16 protein-coding genes are annotated in these 19,880 nt (G+C 41.1%); 7 read left to right on the forward strand and 9 right to left on the reverse strand.

Translation table 11 applies throughout. The features are described 5' to 3' along the window. Positions 1 to 79: 79 nt before the first annotated feature. From JK635_RS20975 to JK635_RS20995, 5 genes are all read right to left on the reverse strand, one after another. Complete coding sequence (locus JK635_RS20975) at positions 80 to 1,345, reverse strand: Gfo/Idh/MocA family protein (protein WP_202655880.1); 1,266 nt, start codon at positions 1,343 to 1,345, stop codon at positions 80 to 82. 28 nt (positions 1,346 to 1,373) lie between these two features. Next, positions 1,374 to 2,132 (reverse strand): carbohydrate ABC transporter permease, encoded by a 759-nt coding sequence (locus tag JK635_RS20980; protein ID WP_202655994.1) that lies wholly within the window; start codon positions 2,130 to 2,132, stop codon positions 1,374 to 1,376. An 89-nt stretch (positions 2,133 to 2,221) separates the two neighbouring features. Beyond that, positions 2,222 to 3,154: a carbohydrate ABC transporter permease gene (locus tag JK635_RS20985; protein WP_235888291.1), complete on the reverse strand. Its 933-nt coding sequence runs from the start codon at positions 3,152 to 3,154 to the stop codon at positions 2,222 to 2,224. 228 nt (positions 3,155 to 3,382) lie between these two features. Further along, positions 3,383 to 4,636, reverse strand: coding sequence for an ABC transporter substrate-binding protein (locus JK635_RS20990; RefSeq protein WP_202655881.1), 1,254 nt, complete (start codon positions 4,634 to 4,636; stop codon positions 3,383 to 3,385). A gap of 349 nt (positions 4,637 to 4,985) precedes the next feature. Then, positions 4,986 to 7,490 carry a bifunctional diguanylate cyclase/phosphodiesterase gene (locus JK635_RS20995; protein ID WP_202655882.1) on the reverse strand — a complete coding sequence of 835 codons (2,505 nt, stop codon included), beginning with the start codon at positions 7,488 to 7,490 and terminating at the stop codon, positions 4,986 to 4,988. 301 nt (positions 7,491 to 7,791) lie between these two features. Between JK635_RS20995 and JK635_RS21000 the strand changes: the two genes are divergently transcribed. From JK635_RS21000 to JK635_RS21015, 4 genes are all read left to right on the forward strand, one after another. After that, positions 7,792 to 8,640 (forward strand): glycerophosphodiester phosphodiesterase, encoded by an 849-nt coding sequence (locus JK635_RS21000; protein WP_202655883.1) that lies wholly within the window; start codon positions 7,792 to 7,794, stop codon positions 8,638 to 8,640. Between the two features lie 33 nt (positions 8,641 to 8,673). Further along, positions 8,674 to 9,558 (forward strand): cidABC operon transcriptional activator CidR, encoded by an 885-nt coding sequence (gene cidR, locus JK635_RS21005; RefSeq protein ID WP_202655996.1) that lies wholly within the window; start codon positions 8,674 to 8,676, stop codon positions 9,556 to 9,558. Between the two features lie 279 nt (positions 9,559 to 9,837). Then, positions 9,838 to 10,209, forward strand: a complete 372-nt coding sequence (locus JK635_RS21010) for a hypothetical protein (protein WP_202655884.1) — start codon at positions 9,838 to 9,840, stop codon at positions 10,207 to 10,209. Between the two features lie 551 nt (positions 10,210 to 10,760). After that, positions 10,761 to 12,914 carry a methyl-accepting chemotaxis protein gene (locus JK635_RS21015; RefSeq protein WP_202655885.1) on the forward strand — a complete coding sequence of 718 codons (2,154 nt, stop codon included), beginning with the start codon at positions 10,761 to 10,763 and terminating at the stop codon, positions 12,912 to 12,914. Between the two features lie 1,419 nt (positions 12,915 to 14,333). Here JK635_RS21015 and JK635_RS21020 read toward each other — a convergent pair. Beyond that, complete coding sequence (locus tag JK635_RS21020; protein ID WP_202655886.1) at positions 14,334 to 16,724, reverse strand: Ig-like domain-containing protein; 2,391 nt, start codon at positions 16,722 to 16,724, stop codon at positions 14,334 to 14,336. 230 nt (positions 16,725 to 16,954) lie between these two features. Between JK635_RS21020 and JK635_RS21025 the strand changes: the two genes are divergently transcribed. The 3 genes from JK635_RS21025 (at position 16,955) to JK635_RS21035 (ending at position 17,722) form a co-directional block, all read left to right on the forward strand. Beyond that, positions 16,955 to 17,176 (forward strand): DUF1659 domain-containing protein, encoded by a 222-nt coding sequence (locus JK635_RS21025; protein WP_202655887.1) that lies wholly within the window; start codon positions 16,955 to 16,957, stop codon positions 17,174 to 17,176. 114 nt (positions 17,177 to 17,290) lie between these two features. Then, the gene (locus JK635_RS21030; RefSeq protein WP_202655888.1) at positions 17,291 to 17,509 is read left to right on the forward strand and encodes a DUF2922 domain-containing protein; all 219 of its coding nucleotides are present in this window, start codon (positions 17,291 to 17,293) and stop codon (positions 17,507 to 17,509) included. A gap of 69 nt (positions 17,510 to 17,578) precedes the next feature. Then, the gene (locus JK635_RS21035) at positions 17,579 to 17,722 is read left to right on the forward strand and encodes a YvrJ family protein (protein WP_202655889.1); all 144 of its coding nucleotides are present in this window, start codon (positions 17,579 to 17,581) and stop codon (positions 17,720 to 17,722) included. Between the two features lie 153 nt (positions 17,723 to 17,875). Here the strand turns inward: JK635_RS21035 and ulaA are convergent, their stop codons facing one another. Genes ulaA through JK635_RS21050 form a run of 3 tightly spaced genes read right to left on the reverse strand, consistent with a single transcriptional unit; the run spans position 17,876 to position 19,858 of the window. Beyond that, positions 17,876 to 19,138 (reverse strand): PTS ascorbate transporter subunit IIC, encoded by a 1,263-nt coding sequence (ulaA, locus tag JK635_RS21040; protein WP_202655890.1) that lies wholly within the window; start codon positions 19,136 to 19,138, stop codon positions 17,876 to 17,878. Between the two features lie 6 nt (positions 19,139 to 19,144). After that, the gene (locus JK635_RS21045; RefSeq protein ID WP_202655891.1) at positions 19,145 to 19,417 is read right to left on the reverse strand and encodes a PTS sugar transporter subunit IIB; all 273 of its coding nucleotides are present in this window, start codon (positions 19,415 to 19,417) and stop codon (positions 19,145 to 19,147) included. Positions 19,418 to 19,429: 12 nt separating this feature from the next. Continuing rightward, on the reverse strand, positions 19,430 to 19,858 hold the full coding sequence (locus JK635_RS21050; protein ID WP_202655892.1) for a PTS sugar transporter subunit IIA: 429 nt from the start codon (positions 19,856 to 19,858) through the stop codon (positions 19,430 to 19,432). Positions 19,859 to 19,880: the final 22 nt, after the last annotated feature.

A 19,880-nucleotide genomic window follows, 5' to 3' on the forward strand; every position in this document is an offset into this window, starting at 1 on the left:
ATCTTTGTTATGACCAGTTTTCTGCTATTCTATTATATACATAAGGTAGAAAAGTTTACCACCTCAGCTGTGAATTTTATTAAACAGTTTCTGCTTTCTCCTTTTTCAAATTGGCGACATATTCCTCTAAGGAAATTGTTTTCCCGGTTACTCTGGATTCTTCGGCGGCATAAGCAATCATATGACTTTGAGCCGATGCACGTGCTGATGTTAAGCTGCTATGATTTTTCTCATTTACCCGCTGGATGAAATCAGCCATAATTTTCGTGTCAGACCCCATATGTCCGCCCTTCACGGTTGCCGGGTGAACCATTTCCGTTTGACCGGAAAAATAGTTTATCAGCAGTTCATTTTTTGCATCATTTCCAATAATTTCACCTTTTGTACCCATAATCTTAAAGTGGCGGCAAATATCCTTCGTAAAGGCGGTCATCGTAAAGGAGACGGTCACCTCATTTTCAAATAATAAATTAACGACTTGATGGTCAACCACATCATTATCACAGTGGTAGACGCAGCGCCCATATGGTCCTTCTTGAATCGCCTTTAATCTGCTGGCAAGGCTTGAGTCGGCGGTAATCACGTTGGCCGGCCATTCATCGCGGTCATGTAAGTACCATTTAGCAGCGGAATATGGGCATTCCTTTTCCACCTTACAGCCGTCAAGGCAGCGTAATGCGGCACCTTCAGGGGCATTTTCCTTTTTGAAATAGGTTAAGCTGCCGTAAGAAGAAACACTCTTACATTCCGTACCAATTAACCATGCCAGCATATCCATATCATGGCAGCATTTTTGCAAAATCATTGAGCTCGATTCCTGGGAATTGCGCCAATTGCCGCGGACAAAACTATGTGCCTGATGATAGAAACCGACATTTTCATTCCATTGCACGGAAACAATATCCCCAATTACTTTTCTATCGATGATTTCTTTTAATGCTTGATAAAATGGGGCATACCTCAATACATGGCAAACGGTCAAGATTGTTTGATGCTTTTCAGCTGCCTCGGCAATTTCTAATGTCTCAAGCGGGATCGGTGACATTGGCTTCTCCAGCAAAATACTATAGCCTTTCTCAATTGCCTGCATCACAGGTTTATAGTGATCACGGTCAGGACTGCAGATCAACAATGCCTCACATAGTTTCTCTTTTTCTAACAGTTCCGTCCAATCTGCGAATCTCCTACTCTCCGGAATCCCGTGTGCCTCGGCAAATTTATTACGTTTTTCCTTATCAGGTTCAGCTACGGCAATAAACTGAATTTCATGAGGATACCTTAATGCATATGAACCATAGGCATAGAATCCTCTATTCCCTGCACCAATTAACGCTGCTTGTATCATTATGATTCCTCCCTGCTTGTGAATTCTGTTATTTTCCACCTGTTAGCGCAATCCCTTCAATAAATTGCTTTTGCAGGATAATAAATAAGATTAACATTGGCAAAATCGCTAAGAACGAACCTGCCATCAAAATTGGATAGTTGGTTAAATATTGGCCTTGTAATGAAGCTAAGCCTACAGATAATGTCATTTTGTCTGGTGAACTATTGACAATCATTGGCCACATTAGTTCATTCCAGCTCCATAGAGCGGTGAAAATTCCTAAAGCAATCAGCCCTGGCTGAGCCAAAGGCAGCATGATCCGCCAATAGATTTGAAAATGGTTACAGCCGTCAAGCCGGGCGGCCTCTTCCAGTTCCTTTGGAAGCCCCATGAAAAATTGCCGCAATAAGAATGTCCCAAAGGCACTAAATAAACCGGGAACAATGACTGCTTGCAAGGTGTTTAACCAGCCTAATTTGACCATGATCATGTATTGTGGAAGCAAAAATACCTGCCCGGGAACCATTAAAACCGAAAGCGCCAGCAAAAATAAAAAGTTTCTGCCCGGAAATTCGATTCTAGCAAAAGCATAGGCTGCGAGCGAACACAAAAACAACTGTCCAACCGTTCGGGCAACGGTTACGATAAACGTGTTCAGCATGAATTTAAAAAAGGGCAGCAAATCGAAAACTTCCTTGTAATTCCCCCATTGTAAATCCTTTGGAATCAGCACCGGGGGAACATGAATCGACTCACCATAGGTCTTTAATGATGTGAGAATCATCCATAAAAAGGGCACTACCATTGCCACAGAGCCAAGAATGAGAATGAAATGAATCAAAAATGTCTTACCGGTAAAAAGCCGTTTTGTTTTTTCCAATGGTTCCCCCTCCTTTAATCATAATGAACCCATTTTTTCTGCAAGGCCATTTGAATCGCCGTAATAATCAGGATGACAATCAACAATACGACAGCGATTGCAGCTGCATATCCTTTATCATTTAAGACGAAGGCATGCTGATAGAATAAATAAACAATGGATTGTGTATGTTCCAACGCTGTACTGCCTTTGCCGATCATCATAAAAATTAAATCAAATACTTGAAAAGCGCCAATTAAGGACATGATCGTCACAAAGAAAATGACAGGAGACAGCAATGGCAGCGTGATTTTAAAGAATACCGTGAACGGCCCGGCACCATCAATTTCCGCCGCTTCGTAATAAACTCTGGGAATCCCCTGTAAACCAGAAAGAAAAATAACCATGTTATAGCCGACTCCACTCCAAATGGCTACTACTATGATTGAATATAAAGCTATTTTTGGATCACTAACCCAATGTGGCCCTTTTATTCCGAACAGTGATAAGAGATAATTCAATAAACCGTAATCTGCATTGTATAACCATCTCCACACCATAGCGATCGCAGCAGGCATAGTAATAACAGGCAGGAAATACAAGGTTCGATATACGGTTTTTCCCTTTATCTTTTGATTCAGGAGAACAGCTACCAGGATCGAAAGGAAAATTCCAATCGGGACGGTAAAAATAATGTAAATGGCCGTATTTTTAATCGATTGAAATAGGTTTGCGTCAGTGAGCATTCGTTTATAATTTTCCAATCCAATCCAAACATGCTGTCCAAACGCACCCCATTCAGTAAAACTATAGTAAAAAGTTTGGAGAATCGGCCAGAGATAAAAAATAAACAAGCCCAGCATCGTTGGAGCAATCATCACATAAGCCCAGAAGTAGTCAGACCGTTTCTTCGTCTTTGCTAAACTGGAGACGGATTTTTTCCTTTTTCCCTTCACATCACCATTCAGAGGAAGTTCCTTCACTGTTTTCCCTCCTTTTTTTAGCCGATAGGAAAGTATAACTTTCCTATCAGGTATAAGTGCACAAGGGAAGACTTCCTGTGGGTAGTCATCGCAGCCCAAAAGTAGTGCTTTTGGGCGAACTACGCCTCTGTCTTCGCCTTAAAGGCTCGCCAATCGGCGAGTTTTCTTTAGAAAACAAAGAGGAGAAAGATCCATTTCCCCTCTTTATTTATTCTAGTTCTTGGCGAGTGCATCATTTGCCATTTTATTTAATTCTTTGGCGGCATCTTCAACACTAACTTCCAAGCTCCAGGCTTTTTTCAACACATCCACTTCATATTGCCAAATTTCCCCTGTTGCTTTCACACTTGGAAGGGGCACAGAATATTCGGCGCTGTCGATAAAGACCTTAAGATTCATATTCGGAACTGATTTTAGCCAAGCATCTTGCGTGCCGTTATAGGCCGGAATGACTGTTCCGGTTTTGGCAAATATTTCAGCCGCATCTTTTGATCCTAAGAATTGGACAAATTTCCAAGCTGCATCCTTATGCTTTGTATTGGCCGCAATCACGTTGGCTAAACCATGGATCGAAACAGCACGTTGTTTGCCTTTTGGCAGTACGGCAACATTAATGTCAGGATTTTTCTTATATTCCGGAACCATCCACGGACCATCGAACATCATCGCAATTTTTCCTGATGAGAATAATTCAGATGCGGCCGTTTCTGTCATTTGCGCTTGTGTTGGCGATAAACCTTCTTTAATAAAGCTTACATCGAATTTCAGGGCTTCAATTGTTTCAGGTTTGTCAAACCCAGCGGTTTTCCCATCAGCAGAAACAATTTCACCGCCATTTTGCCAAATGAAGTTATAGTATCCTTCTTGGTTCATCAGTGTAGAAGCAAAACCCCAAATCCCTTTATCCTTATTTGTCAGCTTTTTCGCCACTTCTTTTAATTTGTTCCAGTCCCAAGATTCATCAGGATAAGCTACACCTGCATCATCAAAGATCTTCTTGTTATACCATAAGCCGATCGTATCGTAGTCTTTTGGAATTCCGTATACTTGGTCATTGACTGTATAGAGATCAACCAATGACTTCGGATAGTTATCTAAACTATAATCGTCTTTTTTAACAAGGTCGTTCAGCGGGATAATAACCTTTCCTTCTGCATATTGCTGCACGTGAGCCCCATTCATCCATAGAACATCTGGTAATGCCCCGCCTGTTGCTGCGGTCTCAAGCTTTTGGAAATACTGACCATACGGAGTAATTTCTGTTTTCACCTTAATGTTTGGATATTTTTCGTTAAACTTTTTAATAATCTCGTTGATTGCCGGAACTTGTTTCTTATCCCAAAATCCATAGGTAATTTCAACTTTTCCATCTTTCGATTCTCCGGATGATTTATCACTTGAACTGCATCCGGCTAATCCTAATAATCCCAACACTATGGCTACCAACATAATCAACCACTTTTTCACAATGCTTCCCTTCCTTCTTAACAGATTAATAGATTTTTGAGCAGGGTAATAGTGACATCACGATGTTATGACCAGTTATAACCAACTGTTATATATCAGCATAAAAAATAGGCCCACTTTCTCTTATATCCCACCCTATTAAGTTCTGTGGCCTTTACCACCCCCATGCAGATAGATTGATAAACATGAAACTTCTTTAGTAATGATGTCATTACCAGTCTGTTATAGTATAGCATCAATCTATTGTTTTCAAAATATATTTTTTGTTATCCCTTTCAAAATAATTTCGACATTATTCGACATTTTTCTCTAAAAAAGACAGCTATCAAACGGATTGACAGCTGCCTATTTACTCGATCCCTTCGCCTGTAACTGAGCTTTCCTGTGCTTTAAGTCCAAATTGATCGACTAATTGGTCAAACGGTAGCGGCGGGCTAAATAAATAGCCTTGGACCTGCTGGCATTTTTCCTGATGAAGGATTTCCTTTTGTTTCTCTGTTTCAACACCTTCGGCAATAACATTAAAATGCAAGTGATGTGCCATTGAAATAATCATTGATACGATGGTTGTTTCGTTTTCATGCAACAGCAGATCGCGGACAAATGACTGGTCAATCTTGATGCGGTCGACTTTTAGATATTTCAAGTAAGACAAGGAAGAATATCCAGTCCCAAAATCATCAATCGCAATATGTACCCCCAATTCCTTCAACGCTTGCAGCATTTTAAGGGTATGATCAATATTCATCATCATGCTTTCGGTAATTTCCAATTCCAGATATTGCGGCGGCAGCTGGGTCTCCGCTAAGATTTGCCGTACTTTATCAACTAAGTTTTGTTGATAAAACTGCCGTACCGACAAGTTGACGCCGACAGCAATTGGCGGGAGATTCTGATCATGCCACTGCTTCACTTGACGGCAGGCGGTCCGCAATACCCACTCCCCGATGGGCACGATGAGTCCCGTTTCTTCGGCAATTGGAATAAATTTAGCCGGCGAGACAATTCCATATTTGGGGTGACGCCAGCGCAGCAACGCCTCGACACCAGTGATCTCGCCATTATCCAGATTAATTTGCGGCTGGTAAACCAAGTATAATTCATTATTTTCCAATGCATGATATAAATCATTCTCTAACACGAGATGGTCGAGCGCCTTCCCATCCATTGATGGATGATAGAATCCAAACGACTGATTTTGGGCATGAGCCTCCATAAGTGCCATGTTCGCGTGCTGCAGTAATTCTTCAGTCGTTCTGCCATGATCGGGATAAACAGCAGCCCCAATACACATCGTGACATTGACGAATTGATTTTGTGCTTGAAGGGGCTCCCTTAAAGCCGTGTGAATTTGCTCCACTACGACGGTAACATCATCTTCCTGGTTGAAAATTGGCAGGATTAAGGCAAATTCATCGCCTGTCAGCCGCGCCAAAATCAACTCTGGCGACAGATAACTTTTGAGCCGTTCCGCTGTTGCCCACAAAATCACGTCACCAAAAGAGTGCCCCAGAGCTTCGTTGATTTTTTTAAAGCGGTCAATATCCAAAATCAAGATCGCTCGTTTTTGATTCGGATCTCGCTGCACGAGTTCGCTCCATTTATCATGTAAAAACCGCGCTTTGGGTAGAGTCGTTAACTCATCATAGAAAGCCATGTATTGAATCAATTCCTGGTCTTTTTTTTGCTGTGTAATATCCCGGAAGACCATAATAGAGCCAGCCAACTGTTCTTTTTCAAAAAATGGCGTCTCCACAACTGAAGCTGGGAAAAGCTCTCCGCTTTTTTTCAGCAGCATTTCCTCACCATCTTTGAATAAATCGCTGCCCCGGTTTGCCGCCTTGTTTTTTCTCAGAACAAGCTCATAAAAATTCTTGCCGAGGATGTCCCTCGCTGACCATTGGAGTAACCGCTCCGCCTCTCTATTTATATACGTTACCTTTTCAGTTGGATCCATTACGACAAGGCCTTCACCCATATTGGAGGTGATTGCTTGAAGAAAGCGCTCATTTTGGATTAATAGATCTTCCACCTCCTTTTGTTTATGAAAGGGCTCTTCAATCGCGGAATGATAAACGGCCCGTTGTAAAAAATAGAAGCCGGCCAATTGAAACCAATGCCCTACAAAATTATTAATATCATACACACTTTTATACGTTGTAAATAAATAATCAGCACAAATCATATAGATCGAGGCCACAATCAGCATCGTATTAAAAATTTCCTTCGATCGAATCCGAAACAGTAACAAAATAATAATGAGAAATTCCGCCCCCATGGCAACATACTGCAAATTGTCCTTTAGGCTGGTTGTACCGATTCCATCAATTACAAGGTGTGGAAGTAATTGCTTTGGATAAAAAATTACGATAATCCAAAAAAGCGAATAAATAAAGGCAAGGCTATAAGCGATCATTCTGCTTTTATAGGTCACCACCTTATCTTTCAAAGCGACAACCGACAATATTCCGAATACTTCTGTTAAGCGTGAGACAATAAAGAACCATGTCGCCTTATACGCCGAACTATCACCAAAAAAATGCGGCATTCCCTTGTAAGTCAACATGTGAGCCATTTCTAAAAGGGCAACGGAACAAAAGATTGAACCAATCCATAGGCGATATTTTGATAAATTATGCGGGAAAATCGTCCAAGATTGCGTCGTAATCATAAGGGCAATCGTTAAAATGAGCGACTCCATGAGAAAATGAATCGCCAGATAGTTTTGTTCACCAAAAATTCCATATAAAGGTTGACGAAAAATGACCGCACTTATCAGAATGATGAATGATATTACAATAACTAGACCGTGTTCCTTCCATAAATAGTGAAGGTGTCGATTTGTCCGTACCACACAGTCCCATTCCCTTCATTTGTGTTGTTTTCCATTTATTTAGTAAATCATGGATATTCGACTATATTTTACACATTTCTCCCGATAATAGCGAATGATTTTTCTTACAAATCAAATATTAAATGAAAACGCACCATTTAGCGAGTCCGTTCGAGCGGTTCATGAGGCGTAGCTGAATTTATACGACATAGGAAAGGATAACAATTGTAAAAAATTTACATATTTCTATTAGCTAAAATATACTGAAATGACATGATAGCCGTGAAAATTTTTTAAGCCTTCACAGGAGAGTGGTGATGATGTGCGTGTTCTTTTGCTTTTATGGTTAGTGACCTTCCCAGTCCATACGACAGCAGCAGGTTTTGGTAAGGAAAGGATGACCATTATTGCTCACCGCGGTGCTTCTGGAGACGCCCCTGAGCATACAATCGCCGCCTATCAGCTTGCTGTCGAACAGGGGGCCGATTATATCGAATTAGATTTACATATGACGAAAGACCGGCAGCTCATTGCCATTCATGACGATACTCTTGACAGGACCACAAATGGCAGCGGAAAGGTGCACGCCTTTACACTTGCAGAAATAAAGCAGCTTGATGCCGGTTCATGGTTTAACCACAAATACCCGGGAAAAGCGCAGCCGTATTACCACGGACAAACAATTCCCACTCTAGCCGAGGTCATCAACCATTATGGAAAATCTATCAACTACTATATCGAAATAAAAAAACCACAGCAGACTCCAAAAATGGCTGATGAATTGCTAAGGGTTTTAAGACAGCAGCAATTGATTGGCAAGCGTACAGGCCCTGCTGACCGCGGAAAGATCATCATCGAATCGTTTCATCCGGACAGTCTGAAATACCTGCGCCACAAAGCACCTGAACTGCTCCTCATCCAATTGGGCGAGGATGCAGCTGAAATGAAGCTGGCGGAAATCGCCCAATATGCCGACGGTGTCGGCCCAAACTTTTCCACCCTTAACGAAGAATTTGTAAAACTAGCCCATCGGCACGGCCTCCTTGTTCATTGCTGGACGGTCAACAGCGAAACCGCTATGATAAAATTGAACAGCTGGAATGTTGACGGCATCTTCACCAATTACGTTAAGATCGCCAGAAAACATGTGGGGAAGCACGGAGAAGAATAAATCTGCTTCCCGCACAGGAGGCAGGTGGAACAATTGGATATCAAGCATTTACAGTATTTTCTTGAAGTGGCCAAGCTGAATAGTTTTTCACGTGCGGCCGATGCGTTGTTTATTACACAGCCTACCATCAGTAAAATGATTAAAAATCTGGAGCAAGAGCTGGGGGTCGTTCTTTTTGACCGTTCGCGAAAACAATTAACGTTAACAGATGCCGGCCGCGTCATCCTGGAGCATGCCAAACTGATTGATCATGCAATGAAAAATGTAAGTATGGAACTAAGTAATCTATTAGAGCTAAAAAAGGGACAGATTCGAATCGGGCTGCCGCCCATATTTGCTGCCCATCATTTTCTCGAAATAATGAGCAAGTTTCACGAACAATATCCTGGGATAACGTTTCAATTGGTGGAGAAAGGATCAAAAAGAATTGAAGAGGATGTGGAAAGCAATCTTCTCGATGTCGGAATGGTCGTCCTCCCTACCAAGCCGGAGCTATTTAACTATTTTTCAATTTTGGAAGAGGACTTACAACTAATTCTGCCCAAATCACATCCGCTCTCCGTCCGGGATGCAGTCAGTTTAATCGATTTGTCCCAAGAGTCCTTTATTTTGTTTAATAATGATTTTGTCTTGAACGACCGCATCATTCAATCCTGTAACCTTGCGGGATTTCACCCTAATATCGTTTCGGAAAGTGCCCAGCATTCGTTTATCAAAGAAATGGTGGCATTTAATCTCGGAATTGCCCTTCTGCCCACAAGTATTTGCCGACAGCTTCCTGAAAATGTAAAGGCGATAAAAGTGGGAAACCCCACGATATCCTGGAATTTAGCAATCATTTGGGGCAAAGACCAGTACCTTTCGTTCGCCGCCAAACACTGGCTTCACTTCATAAAGCAGCATCTTGTAAAGGAATAAGGAAAAAGACAGCTTATTTTTATAATAGGCTGTCTTTTTCCTTCTAGTCTGACTATTTATCCCGCGCATTTCCATTCTTGCCTTCATAGATAATATCTATAGTTTGGATAAATTTTAACTATTTTACTTTATCTGTTATATAACATACACTTATCCTATATTAGAATAATTCTTCTGTTTTGGGGATGTTTTAAACACTGTTAGAGAACAAGAATAGGAATCTTGCTGTAAGAAACTCGTTGGAAATCGGTCACGGTACAAATCATAGGGGGAATTTGAATGATTACATTATCAAGTATTGGCGATCTCACCAGTGCCCAGGAGGCATTTAGGGATCTTCACAAAACACATCCCGATCTTTTTGAAAAATTTTTGGATGTTATTTACCTTACACGGGCTCTTCAATTTAAATATCAATATATGGGATGCTTACTAATGGACGAGGACCCCGGTGAGAATACCCCGGGATTTGTCCATAGTTCTGTGCTTCGCCTCTACAAAAGGGAAATCCAACAACTAAAAAATGATGAGAATATCCGAGCATTAAGAGCCATCCTAAAGGAACATAAGAGTAATGGATATGCTAAACTCTGCTTGCTCGTTCTTGGCCAAAACCCCGAGTCATTAGTAGGACCGACCTTCGTTCAGTAATAATTAGAGGTGATTGAAAGGGGACTGTCCCATTGAGGGGGTTCTATGGGACAGTTTGCCTCGAACTTGACGGCGCTTTGTCCCATAGATAGATTCTATGGGACAGTTTGCTTTGAATTAGACGGTGATTTATCCCATAGAGAGGGGCATGATACGGGTTCAGACCTGGTGCATTTCGTAAGCTGGAATTACCCGAAAGCCCGTCGTATCGAGCACACAATCTCTTTTGCTGCCATCCCCTGCTCAAGGGCAGCATCGAGCACATCGAGATGACCATCCCAATGATGGAAGCTCATTTTTTCAAAAATCACCCTTATTTTAACCGCTAAAATCATCGACCAATTAAAAGGTCTTTATCCTAAAAATATTCACAAGTGGCCTAACCTTATGGATCTTTATCCCTCCCAGATGTGATATGCTATTTTTTGACAAAATTCACCAAATCGTAAAAATTTTTTCATAACAATCGGTCTTTTTACCTACCATTTTGGTGGTGTTAATGGTATTTTATTATCATAATAGTAGAATATGGTTAGGGGAGAACAGGGAGCATGTTTAAAAATTTGTCAATGAATGTAAAACAAATGGGGAGTTATATCATCATTATCCTGTTTTTTATTGTAATTACAGACGTTTCTTACAACAATGTAAACCATTTAAGAGACCAGACCCTTTCAATTGGAGAAAAGGATGTGCCCAAAATTGTTTTAGCAGGAGAACTGAAAGAGGAACTTGCCAGCCTTGATAAAAATACGGTTAAACATGCCTTTGAGCGCGACAGCGGCAAGAAAGCATCAATTGAAGAGCGGATCAATGAGGACATTGCCAACTTTCAAAAAGGACTGGCGAAGGCGGAGAAGCTGAAATATTCCTCCCAGGAAAAAGAATACCTCTCCCAGCTAAGTAAGGATTTCGCTGAATACAGTCAAATTATTCCTTCCTTTATTGAAGAATCGAAGAAAAACCATTACACCACAATCGAATCACATTTATCTACGTTAAATGAAACCAGTGAAAAGAGTCAAGCTACGCTTGAGAAACTAAGCCAATCTGCCCAAAAAAGTACTGCTGAAACGATCGATCATTCCTATGAGGACTCGAACAGAGACAACTATGAAATTCTCATCCTATCAGTGATCGCTTCCATTTTCAGCTCTATTATCGCCTTTCTCATGACACGAACCATTTCCCGAATGGTGAAAAGGCTGGTAAAAAGCGTCGATGTGACGACAAATTCCGTTAACGAAATTAAACGATCCATACAATTAACAGCAACAAGCGCCCAGGAATTGGATGCATCGATGACCAAAGCCAATAATTCTGTCACCGAACTGGTCGAGTCGATTGAACAAGTAGCCGGTAATACTAATGTAGCATCTGCCAGCGTCGATGAAATATCCGCCGCAGTTGAACAAATGAGCGCAACAATTAATCTGGTTGCGGCAAGTGCTGACACTTTGACTTCTTCCGCGGAAGAAACATCTTCAGCAATTCAACAAATGATGGCTTCGATTGAGCAAGTAGCCGGAAATGTTGGAAATGCAAGTACTGAGGTGGAGCAAATTTCGGCTGCGATTGAAGAAATGAGCGCGTCCATCAAAGGGGTCAGTGAACATGCTGCAAGCCTGACTGAAACAGCGGAACTAACTTCCAAAACAGTTGATGAGATGATTATCTCCATCAAGCAAGTGGCGGACATTGCCCAAAGCGTAAATGAGCTTAGCCACTCGGTTAAACAGGATGCCGCCAACGGGACGATGTCCTTAAATGAAACATTAAACGGTATGCAGGAAATTTCCCAAGTGATTCATAAAGCCAGTGAAATCATGCATAATCTTGGAAAAAGCTCTGAAGAAATTGGCAGCATTATTCAAGTGATTGATGAAATTGCTGAACAAACGAATCTGTTAGCCCTTAATGCCGCGATTGAAGCAGCCAGGGCCGGAGAGCATGGAAAGGGATTTTCTGTTGTCGCCGATGAGGTTCGCAAGCTTGCTGAACGCTCTGCCCAAGCGACGAAAGAAATTGCCATGCTGATCAAGGGAATTCAAGCGGAAACCGCCGTTGCCGTCTCCTCCATCAATGAAGGAGCTCAAAAAGTAATAATCGGAAACCAATTGGCGGAAAAAACAAACCAAGCCATTAAGAAAATTTCCGCAGGCATTTCGCAGGTTTCGGAGGAAATGAATCAAATTGCGAAAGCAACGGAACAACAACGAAAGAACAGTGAATTGATCACCCAGGCGGTTACCAATGTGACAAAACAAACGATTGAAATGACTCATTCAACGAAAGAACAAGCCATTACAGCTGAAGAAATCGTCAAAGGGATTATTAATACAAAAGACCAAGTCCAACAAATATCCTTTGCAACAACAGAGCAGGCGCAAGGTGGACGTTCAATCGTAGAGGCTATTGAAAATGTTACACAACAATCTGGCTCTGTGACAAATGCCACGAAAGAACAGGCAAAGGCCGCCGATGAAATCGCACGAAACATCAGCCACATTAAAGAAATGGTGCAGCAAATGATGCACGCCACAAATGACCAAGCAGGATATGGTCATGAAATTGCAGCTGAAGTGGGCAACGTCATGAAACAAGCCGAAGGATTAGACTACAGCATTGAAACGCAAACAAAAGAAGTCGAGGACGTGGCAAAAGCAATCGAAGAAGTAACCAACCAGGTGAGAAAGTTAAAATAGTTTTTATGAAAAACACCTTTGCATTTTTTTGCGAAGGTGTTTTTTGTATTCTAATAAATGGAATAATATGTTATAATTATGTAACAGTTTCCATATCAATTAAATTTATCCGGACTATCACAAACATTGATCTTGTAAAATGAGTACCCAGTATAGTACTTCTCTCGGTGACTATTCCATCCTGCAGTCTGCTGGAAATAAATACGAGGGAAAGTCAATTTGAAGAGGAGAGGGAATCCTTGTCCGCTGAACTCGGGGAATGCCGAGAATCCATCAGTATACTAGGAAGTAAAATTATGTCACTATTTGATTCACTATTGGGATATTCTATTGGTATTTTATTCATTGGCATACAATACTTTTTTTCAAGAAAAGAGCTCTATTTTTAATAGCCGGTTTTGATAAGGAAAATTTCTCGGATAAGCAAATCAACATTTTAGCAAAATCAATGGGAAGATTTGTACTAAATACAGGCGTTCTCATTATCGTCTTTACATTGGTAAATAACAGCGTAAATAATCAAAAAGTTATTATGCTCATTTTCTATATAATGGCAATAGAATTTTTAATTACTTTAGCGCTGATCACATACAAATGCTTTTTTATCAAAAGGATTAATTAACTTTTACACACCGAAGCGATAATGAAAAACATAGAATAGGCAAATTGACTTTCCTTACCTCTTCTTCAAGTACAATTGTACAGCTAATTTCAATCAATTGTCCCTGGCAACTATCACATAGCATATTTTCAGGATTGTTAGGTAATTATACTTGAATATTCTCCCGAATTGATTATTGCAACAGTATAAGAAATCATCTAATGGCTTTGTTTCTTTGTGTGCTCAGTTTTATGATAAAAGACAGGACATCATCAAATAATAACATATATAGCGATCTCTACTCCGTATAGAAATTAAGAAAACAGCTATAAAGAGTAAATTTTATTATTATTTTTTAACTATATCAGCAAAATAAAGGAATTAAGGGCGTAGCTGAACTGCTACCTCTTTTTTTATTCGTGAAAAATTGGGATAAAAGATAAGCAGTCGAACATTACCATTATCTTTGTGCACATAATGCAATAAGATTGCTATGCATTATTAGAAGCTTTATTTGAAACCTCGCTGAAATCTCTCTAGAACCTTACGCTCCGACTGCATGGTTTTCATTTTTTCAATAAGGCCGCCCCTACACCGACTTATCGTGGTGAAAGAACGGCCTTTTCAATTAATCCATATTTAATGAGGTATCCGAAAAACTGATTACCATTATTCTTCTACTTTTTATCTTCCAAAAAAAATCGATACAATCTTTAAACTCCCATCCATGCAGCAGAGCCGTCCCATGCTTCACCAACTGTCCACCCCACGCGTACAAATGTCCATGAGTGGTGCCTGACACCAAAGTTTCGCTCACCTTATTTCACTTTAATCGTAACCGGTTTGCTTTTGTTGCCGGTTTTGTCTAGAGCGTAGATTGTTAAGGCTGTGCCTTTTTTCTGAGCTTTGATTTTAATAGAGTATTTTCCTTTGGTATTGGTAATGGTCTTGCCTAGTTGTTTTTTTCCACTATAAACATAGACTGTCGACCCCTTTTCGGCATTTCCTGTAATACTAGTAGATTTAGTCGTTACTGGATTGACAGATGGCTTAGCTGGTGCTGTTTGATCGATTACCTTCACCACTTTAGCAGTGCTTACGTTCCCCGCTTCGTCGGTCGCGGTGACTTTTATTTCTGTTCCGGCACGCTGCTTGCCAATGGAAAATTTATAATGACCATTTTTATCAGCGATGGTGCTTTTTTGATATTTTCCATTAATATATAATTTGACCGTAGCGTTTGCTTCAGTTTTCCCCTGCACTGCTGTTGTTTGGTCTGTCACTCTGTCAATGGTTGGAGTCGCAGGCGGAGTGAAATCCGGCATATTTGTAAATGACGGAAGACCTGAAATATAGCCAATCCCGCCTGTTTTGTTTATTCCGATTTCTTGTTCCATCGCTATCAACAGCTCTGCTTTATTAACAGCAGTAATCGCCTTTCCGTCTACTTCGTCTCCAGGATGCTGGAAGTTACTCATGATATAAGAGAAACCATTTCGGTCATCAGCGGCAAATAAGCCAGTGGCTTCAGCACCTGCCGGGTTTGATAAAATCCGTGATAACTGTTTCGTTTCGACATTATACGCCCATACATAGTTATTGGTATGCATACCGCTATCTTCACCGATAAACAATGTTCTCATTGCTTCAGAGAAGCTTAGATTATCAGGGTTTGCCACCTTGTCCACGTTAGCGGTGTTTCCATAAGCATCAGGAGCGGCAAGGTCTTCACCGACAATTAAACCAGACATCGATGTTGCAACATATTCGCTAAGAATGCGGCTACCACTATGATCGTTTTGACCACTGTTTAAATCTAATTGATAGGTTACCCCAGCATCAATCCTTGGCAATTGAATATCATCCTGCAATCCCGATCCCGAGGTGTCCTTCTCCATGCCCCCGCTTTGGTAAGACATTGCAATATATACCTTTTGATCTTTGGCGTTATAGGTGACACCTTCCATTTTATTGAATTCAGTTGTCGCCCCAAGGTATGCTGCATAGCGGCGTGATTCTAAAAATGCTGCTGCTTTTTCCATGCCAGGCTTTAGTTTCAGATATTCTATTTTTCCGTAGGAATATTGCTTAATAGCTTTGTAGCCTTCCTGCGGAATTTCTGACGTTTCAAAAATATCACTAAACTTAATCCCTTTATCAATGAGCTTTTTAATTTCCTTATCTGTAGCATGTCCCAGCTTAATCCACTCTAACTTGCCGGAACCGCCATTGTCCGTTCCCGTTTGCAGGAATTTCGCAGCATATAACGTCCCAGCAGATAATTTCCCTGCTTGATCGGCCACATACATGAACAAACCTGTGTTACCGCCGTCATCCCCAAAATAGGCGGTTCGCTGGTCAGGCATCATTTTCATTAATTCATGGGAAAAACGACCAACACTATAATGTTTCTCTACCTTTACCCCACCGTTTTTCTTGACGTGAATTTCCGGGATATAGCCATAGAAATACGGATTTGCCTTTGATTTGTCGCCAAAGTAAAGCTGGGCAAAGCTTTCAACCTGGGTTCTTGCTGATGACTTCGGATCAAATTCAAATTTGCGGGCATCCGGCTCGTATTCCTCCGACCCTAAGTGGCTATTCCAGGGAGAGAGCGAACCATTACAAGGAATCCAAAGTCCGTTCACGCTTGAAAAATCAATCTTCTTAACCTCTTTCGCCTTTAGCTCACCAGTCTTCTTATCCTGGTCTAACGTTGTTAACGACATGGAGGCAGGCACAATACCGTATGCGGAATTACCGGCAGCATCTAATGTCTGATATTCATAGTGTGTCACCATGTATAGTTTCCCATTAATTGGATTCAGCAAGCTATTGGAATCGGGTGCATCAGAAACAAAGGGTGTTAGCTTTCCTGGAACACTTTGATCCATAATTGGAGCACCATAATAATCAATCGGAGTGCCTGCAGGGATAAGTTTTTCATTATTTATTGCCACTTTATCCTCTGATTTAAAAAGCCTTTTGTAGCTGAGTGGGAATCTTTTTATCTTTCCATTGCTGTATTTGACATCCACTGAGGCCGTTGAATAAGTATCTACCATTTGCTTGATGGTCGTTGGTGCTGGCATGCCATTAAACTTCACCGACTCAATTTTTACCTGCTTGTTCTCTGCAGCCGCTGCCGGTGTGAGGGCAGGAATTATTAAAGCCAATGCTAGTGCGATAGCTGTACTTCTTTTTTTCATAGTCCATCCTCCTTGATTGATCTATTTCCTAACATGTTTAAGATTAATGCTTGATTATTGATGGAGCATTAATTCAAAGTAAATTTTTATGAATATTTTGTAAAATTGACGCGATTATTTAAGATAAGAACTTTATGCAAGGGCAATTGACACTATGAAAAATATTTATTTGCACCATGTCTTTTTCCCTCGTTTCCCCCTATATAGAGGGTGAGAGGAGGTGAGAGACTATGGCACAAGCATTATTGAAAGGAACAAAGCTGCGCCTAGTATTCCAAGTTGGCATGGATGACGAGGGGAATGCCATTCTAAAATCGAAAACGTTCAGTAATGTCAGAAAAGAGGCAACAGCTGATCAATTATTTCAGGCAGCAACAGCAATTACCTCGCTGACCGACGACATGCTCAACAACCTTGAGCGCAACGACAGCTCAGAGATTCTCGCTGAATAGTTTGCCAACGGCAGGCAGGAAGTAAGATTGAACTGAGCATCAACTGTCCACTCCACACGGACAAATGTCCACGAGCGGTGCCTGACACCACACACAAATAGGAGGTGATATGAAATGGCGAAAACATTGGAATTGCAGTTTGGAACGGATTCGGGTAAGATGGCACGGATTTCTGTTGATAATCCGAAGGAGCCGATTGATGAGGCCCTTGTAAAGCAAGCGATGGAACAAATTATTGCAGCTGATATTTTCTTCACTTCCAGCGGCAAATTTGCCGTTGCGAAGGGCGCACGCGTTATCGACCGCAACGTTACCGAATATGAAATTATCTAACGAAAGGCAGGCCGGGTTTCATATGAAATCCGGTCTTTTTCAAAATATTAATGAAAGGAGAGAATCATTGTGGAGGAAATCGTACCGCTCATCAGCGAGGTTGGCTTTCCTATCGTCGTGACCCTTTATCTGCTTTACCGGATTGAAGCAAAGCTCGATTTAGTGGTCCAATCGATCCAGAGTCTGCCCGAACGGATGAAAGGTGGGAGCTAAAGCAAGCAAAGAGGCGGATCTTATGCTATACACATAGGTCCGCCCCTTTTGTTTTGCCTGAGTTTAATTTTTCTATTTTTAGAGGGCAGATAGCGGCCTTCTATAAGCCATCAACATAGAGGGTGAATAACGATCACCCTCCGCTTCCCAGAATTACATGATTAATTTTAATAGATTACCTAGTAAAATACCGACAACACCGAAATCTGCATCACCAAATGTTGTGCCGTTGAAGCCAAGTGAGCCAAGAACCGGTAATAACAGAGCAGGTAAGAAGCTGATAATTAAACCATTGGCAAATGAGCCGAGAATCGCACCGCGTCTTCCTCCTGTGGCATTACCGAACACCCCGGCAGCTGCACCTGTAAAGAAGTGAGGCACAAGTCCTGGAACGATAACCGATAATCCGAAAACCGGAAGTAAGAACATGCTGATAACACCGGCAATAAAGCTGGATAAGAAGCCAACAATAACAGCATTTGGCGCAAATGGGAAGACAATCGGACAGTCTAATGCAGGTTTGGCATTAGGAACGACTTTATCGGCAATCCCCTTAAATGCTGGAACAATTTCCGCAATAATCATCCGAACACCAGCTAAAATGATGTAAACGCCGCCGGCGAATGTAATCGCTTGCGTAATTGAGAAGACGACGAAGTTTGTGCCGCCGCTCAATTTACTTTCAATAAAAGCTGGACCAGTAAAAGCGGCAACGACTAGGAACATCAATGCCATTGTCAAAGCTAGAGCTACTGAGGAATCGCGTAAGAATCCTAGGGATTTTGGCACTTTAATTTCTTCAGTTGTCTTTTCTTTATTACCAAAATATTTCCCAATTGTACCGGAAACAAAGTATCCAATTGAACCGAAGTGACCAACAGCGACATCGTCAGAACCAGTAATTTGACGTGTATATGGTTGAAGAATCGCAGGCATGACAACCATTAATGCGCCAAGAATAAGAGAACCAACTAAAACAAGCGTCGCCCCCTTCATACCGCCTGCTGATAATACGGCAGCAAGCATACATGCCATGAACATTGTATGGTGCCCTGTTAAGAAAATATATTTTAATTTCGTGAAACGGGCCAGTAAAATATTAATAATCATACCAAAGACCATAATCATGGCTGTTTCAGCACCAAATGTTTTTTGCGCTAAAGCGACAATCGCTTCGTTATTTGGAATAACCCCTTTAATATGGAATGCATGTTCAAACATTTGACCAAATAAATCAAGTGCACCAACGAGAACCGTTGCCCCTGCACCTAAAATGATAAAGCCCATGATCGTTTTTAACGTACCGGAAACAACATCTGCGGCACCTTTTTTCTGTAAAAGTAAACCAATAAGTGCAAATAAACCAACCAGGATCGCAGGAGTTCCCAGTATATCATTCATAATTAAATGTAACATGATCATCTACCCCTTTAAAATGTGTGTTGTTAATGCCTTTTTGATTTCTTCCAAGCTGAACATATTGACTAACGGAATTGTTTTTCTTTTTCCATCGTTTAATTGATCCATGATTTCAGGTGAACCGATGTAATAATCGGCATTTTCCGTTTTAGCGCTTGCCAAGTCTGTATGCGAGCAAGTTCCTTCAATATTTAATTCCTTCATTGCCTTTTGTACATTCATCGACATCATAAAACTGCTTCCTAAGCCATTTCCGCAAACAACTAAAATTTTCATTCGTAATTCCTCCTAAATAATTTTAATTAATTCTTGATACGTTTTCGCTGAAGCCATTGCCTCCACCTTTTCCTCGCTGGCTAAAACAGCGGACAGCTCGGAAAGCAGGGACAAATGGGAGTCCTTGTCAGGCGCTGCTAACACCAAGAAAACATTGGCAATCTTCCCATCAGCAAATTCAACTGCTTTTTCTAAAACCAATAAACTTAAGCCTAATTTATTGACCCCGTCTTCCGGTCTTGCATGCGGCATCGCAAACTTTGGCAGCAAGACGATATAAGGACCAAATTGCTTGACATTTTCAATCATCGTATCGACATATTTGGGCTCTACAAAATGATGTTGAACCAATGGTTCAGCGGCTAATTTAATCGCCTCTTGCCAATTTTCACTGTCTGCTTTAAACTGAACCATTTCTGCTGTTAAATATTTTTCAAGCATTTGCATCACCCCCTTTTAATTC

The organism is Neobacillus paridis, from assembly GCF_016765675.1.
Classification (GTDB): Bacteria; Bacillota; Bacilli; order Bacillales; family Cytobacillaceae; genus Neobacillus; species Neobacillus paridis.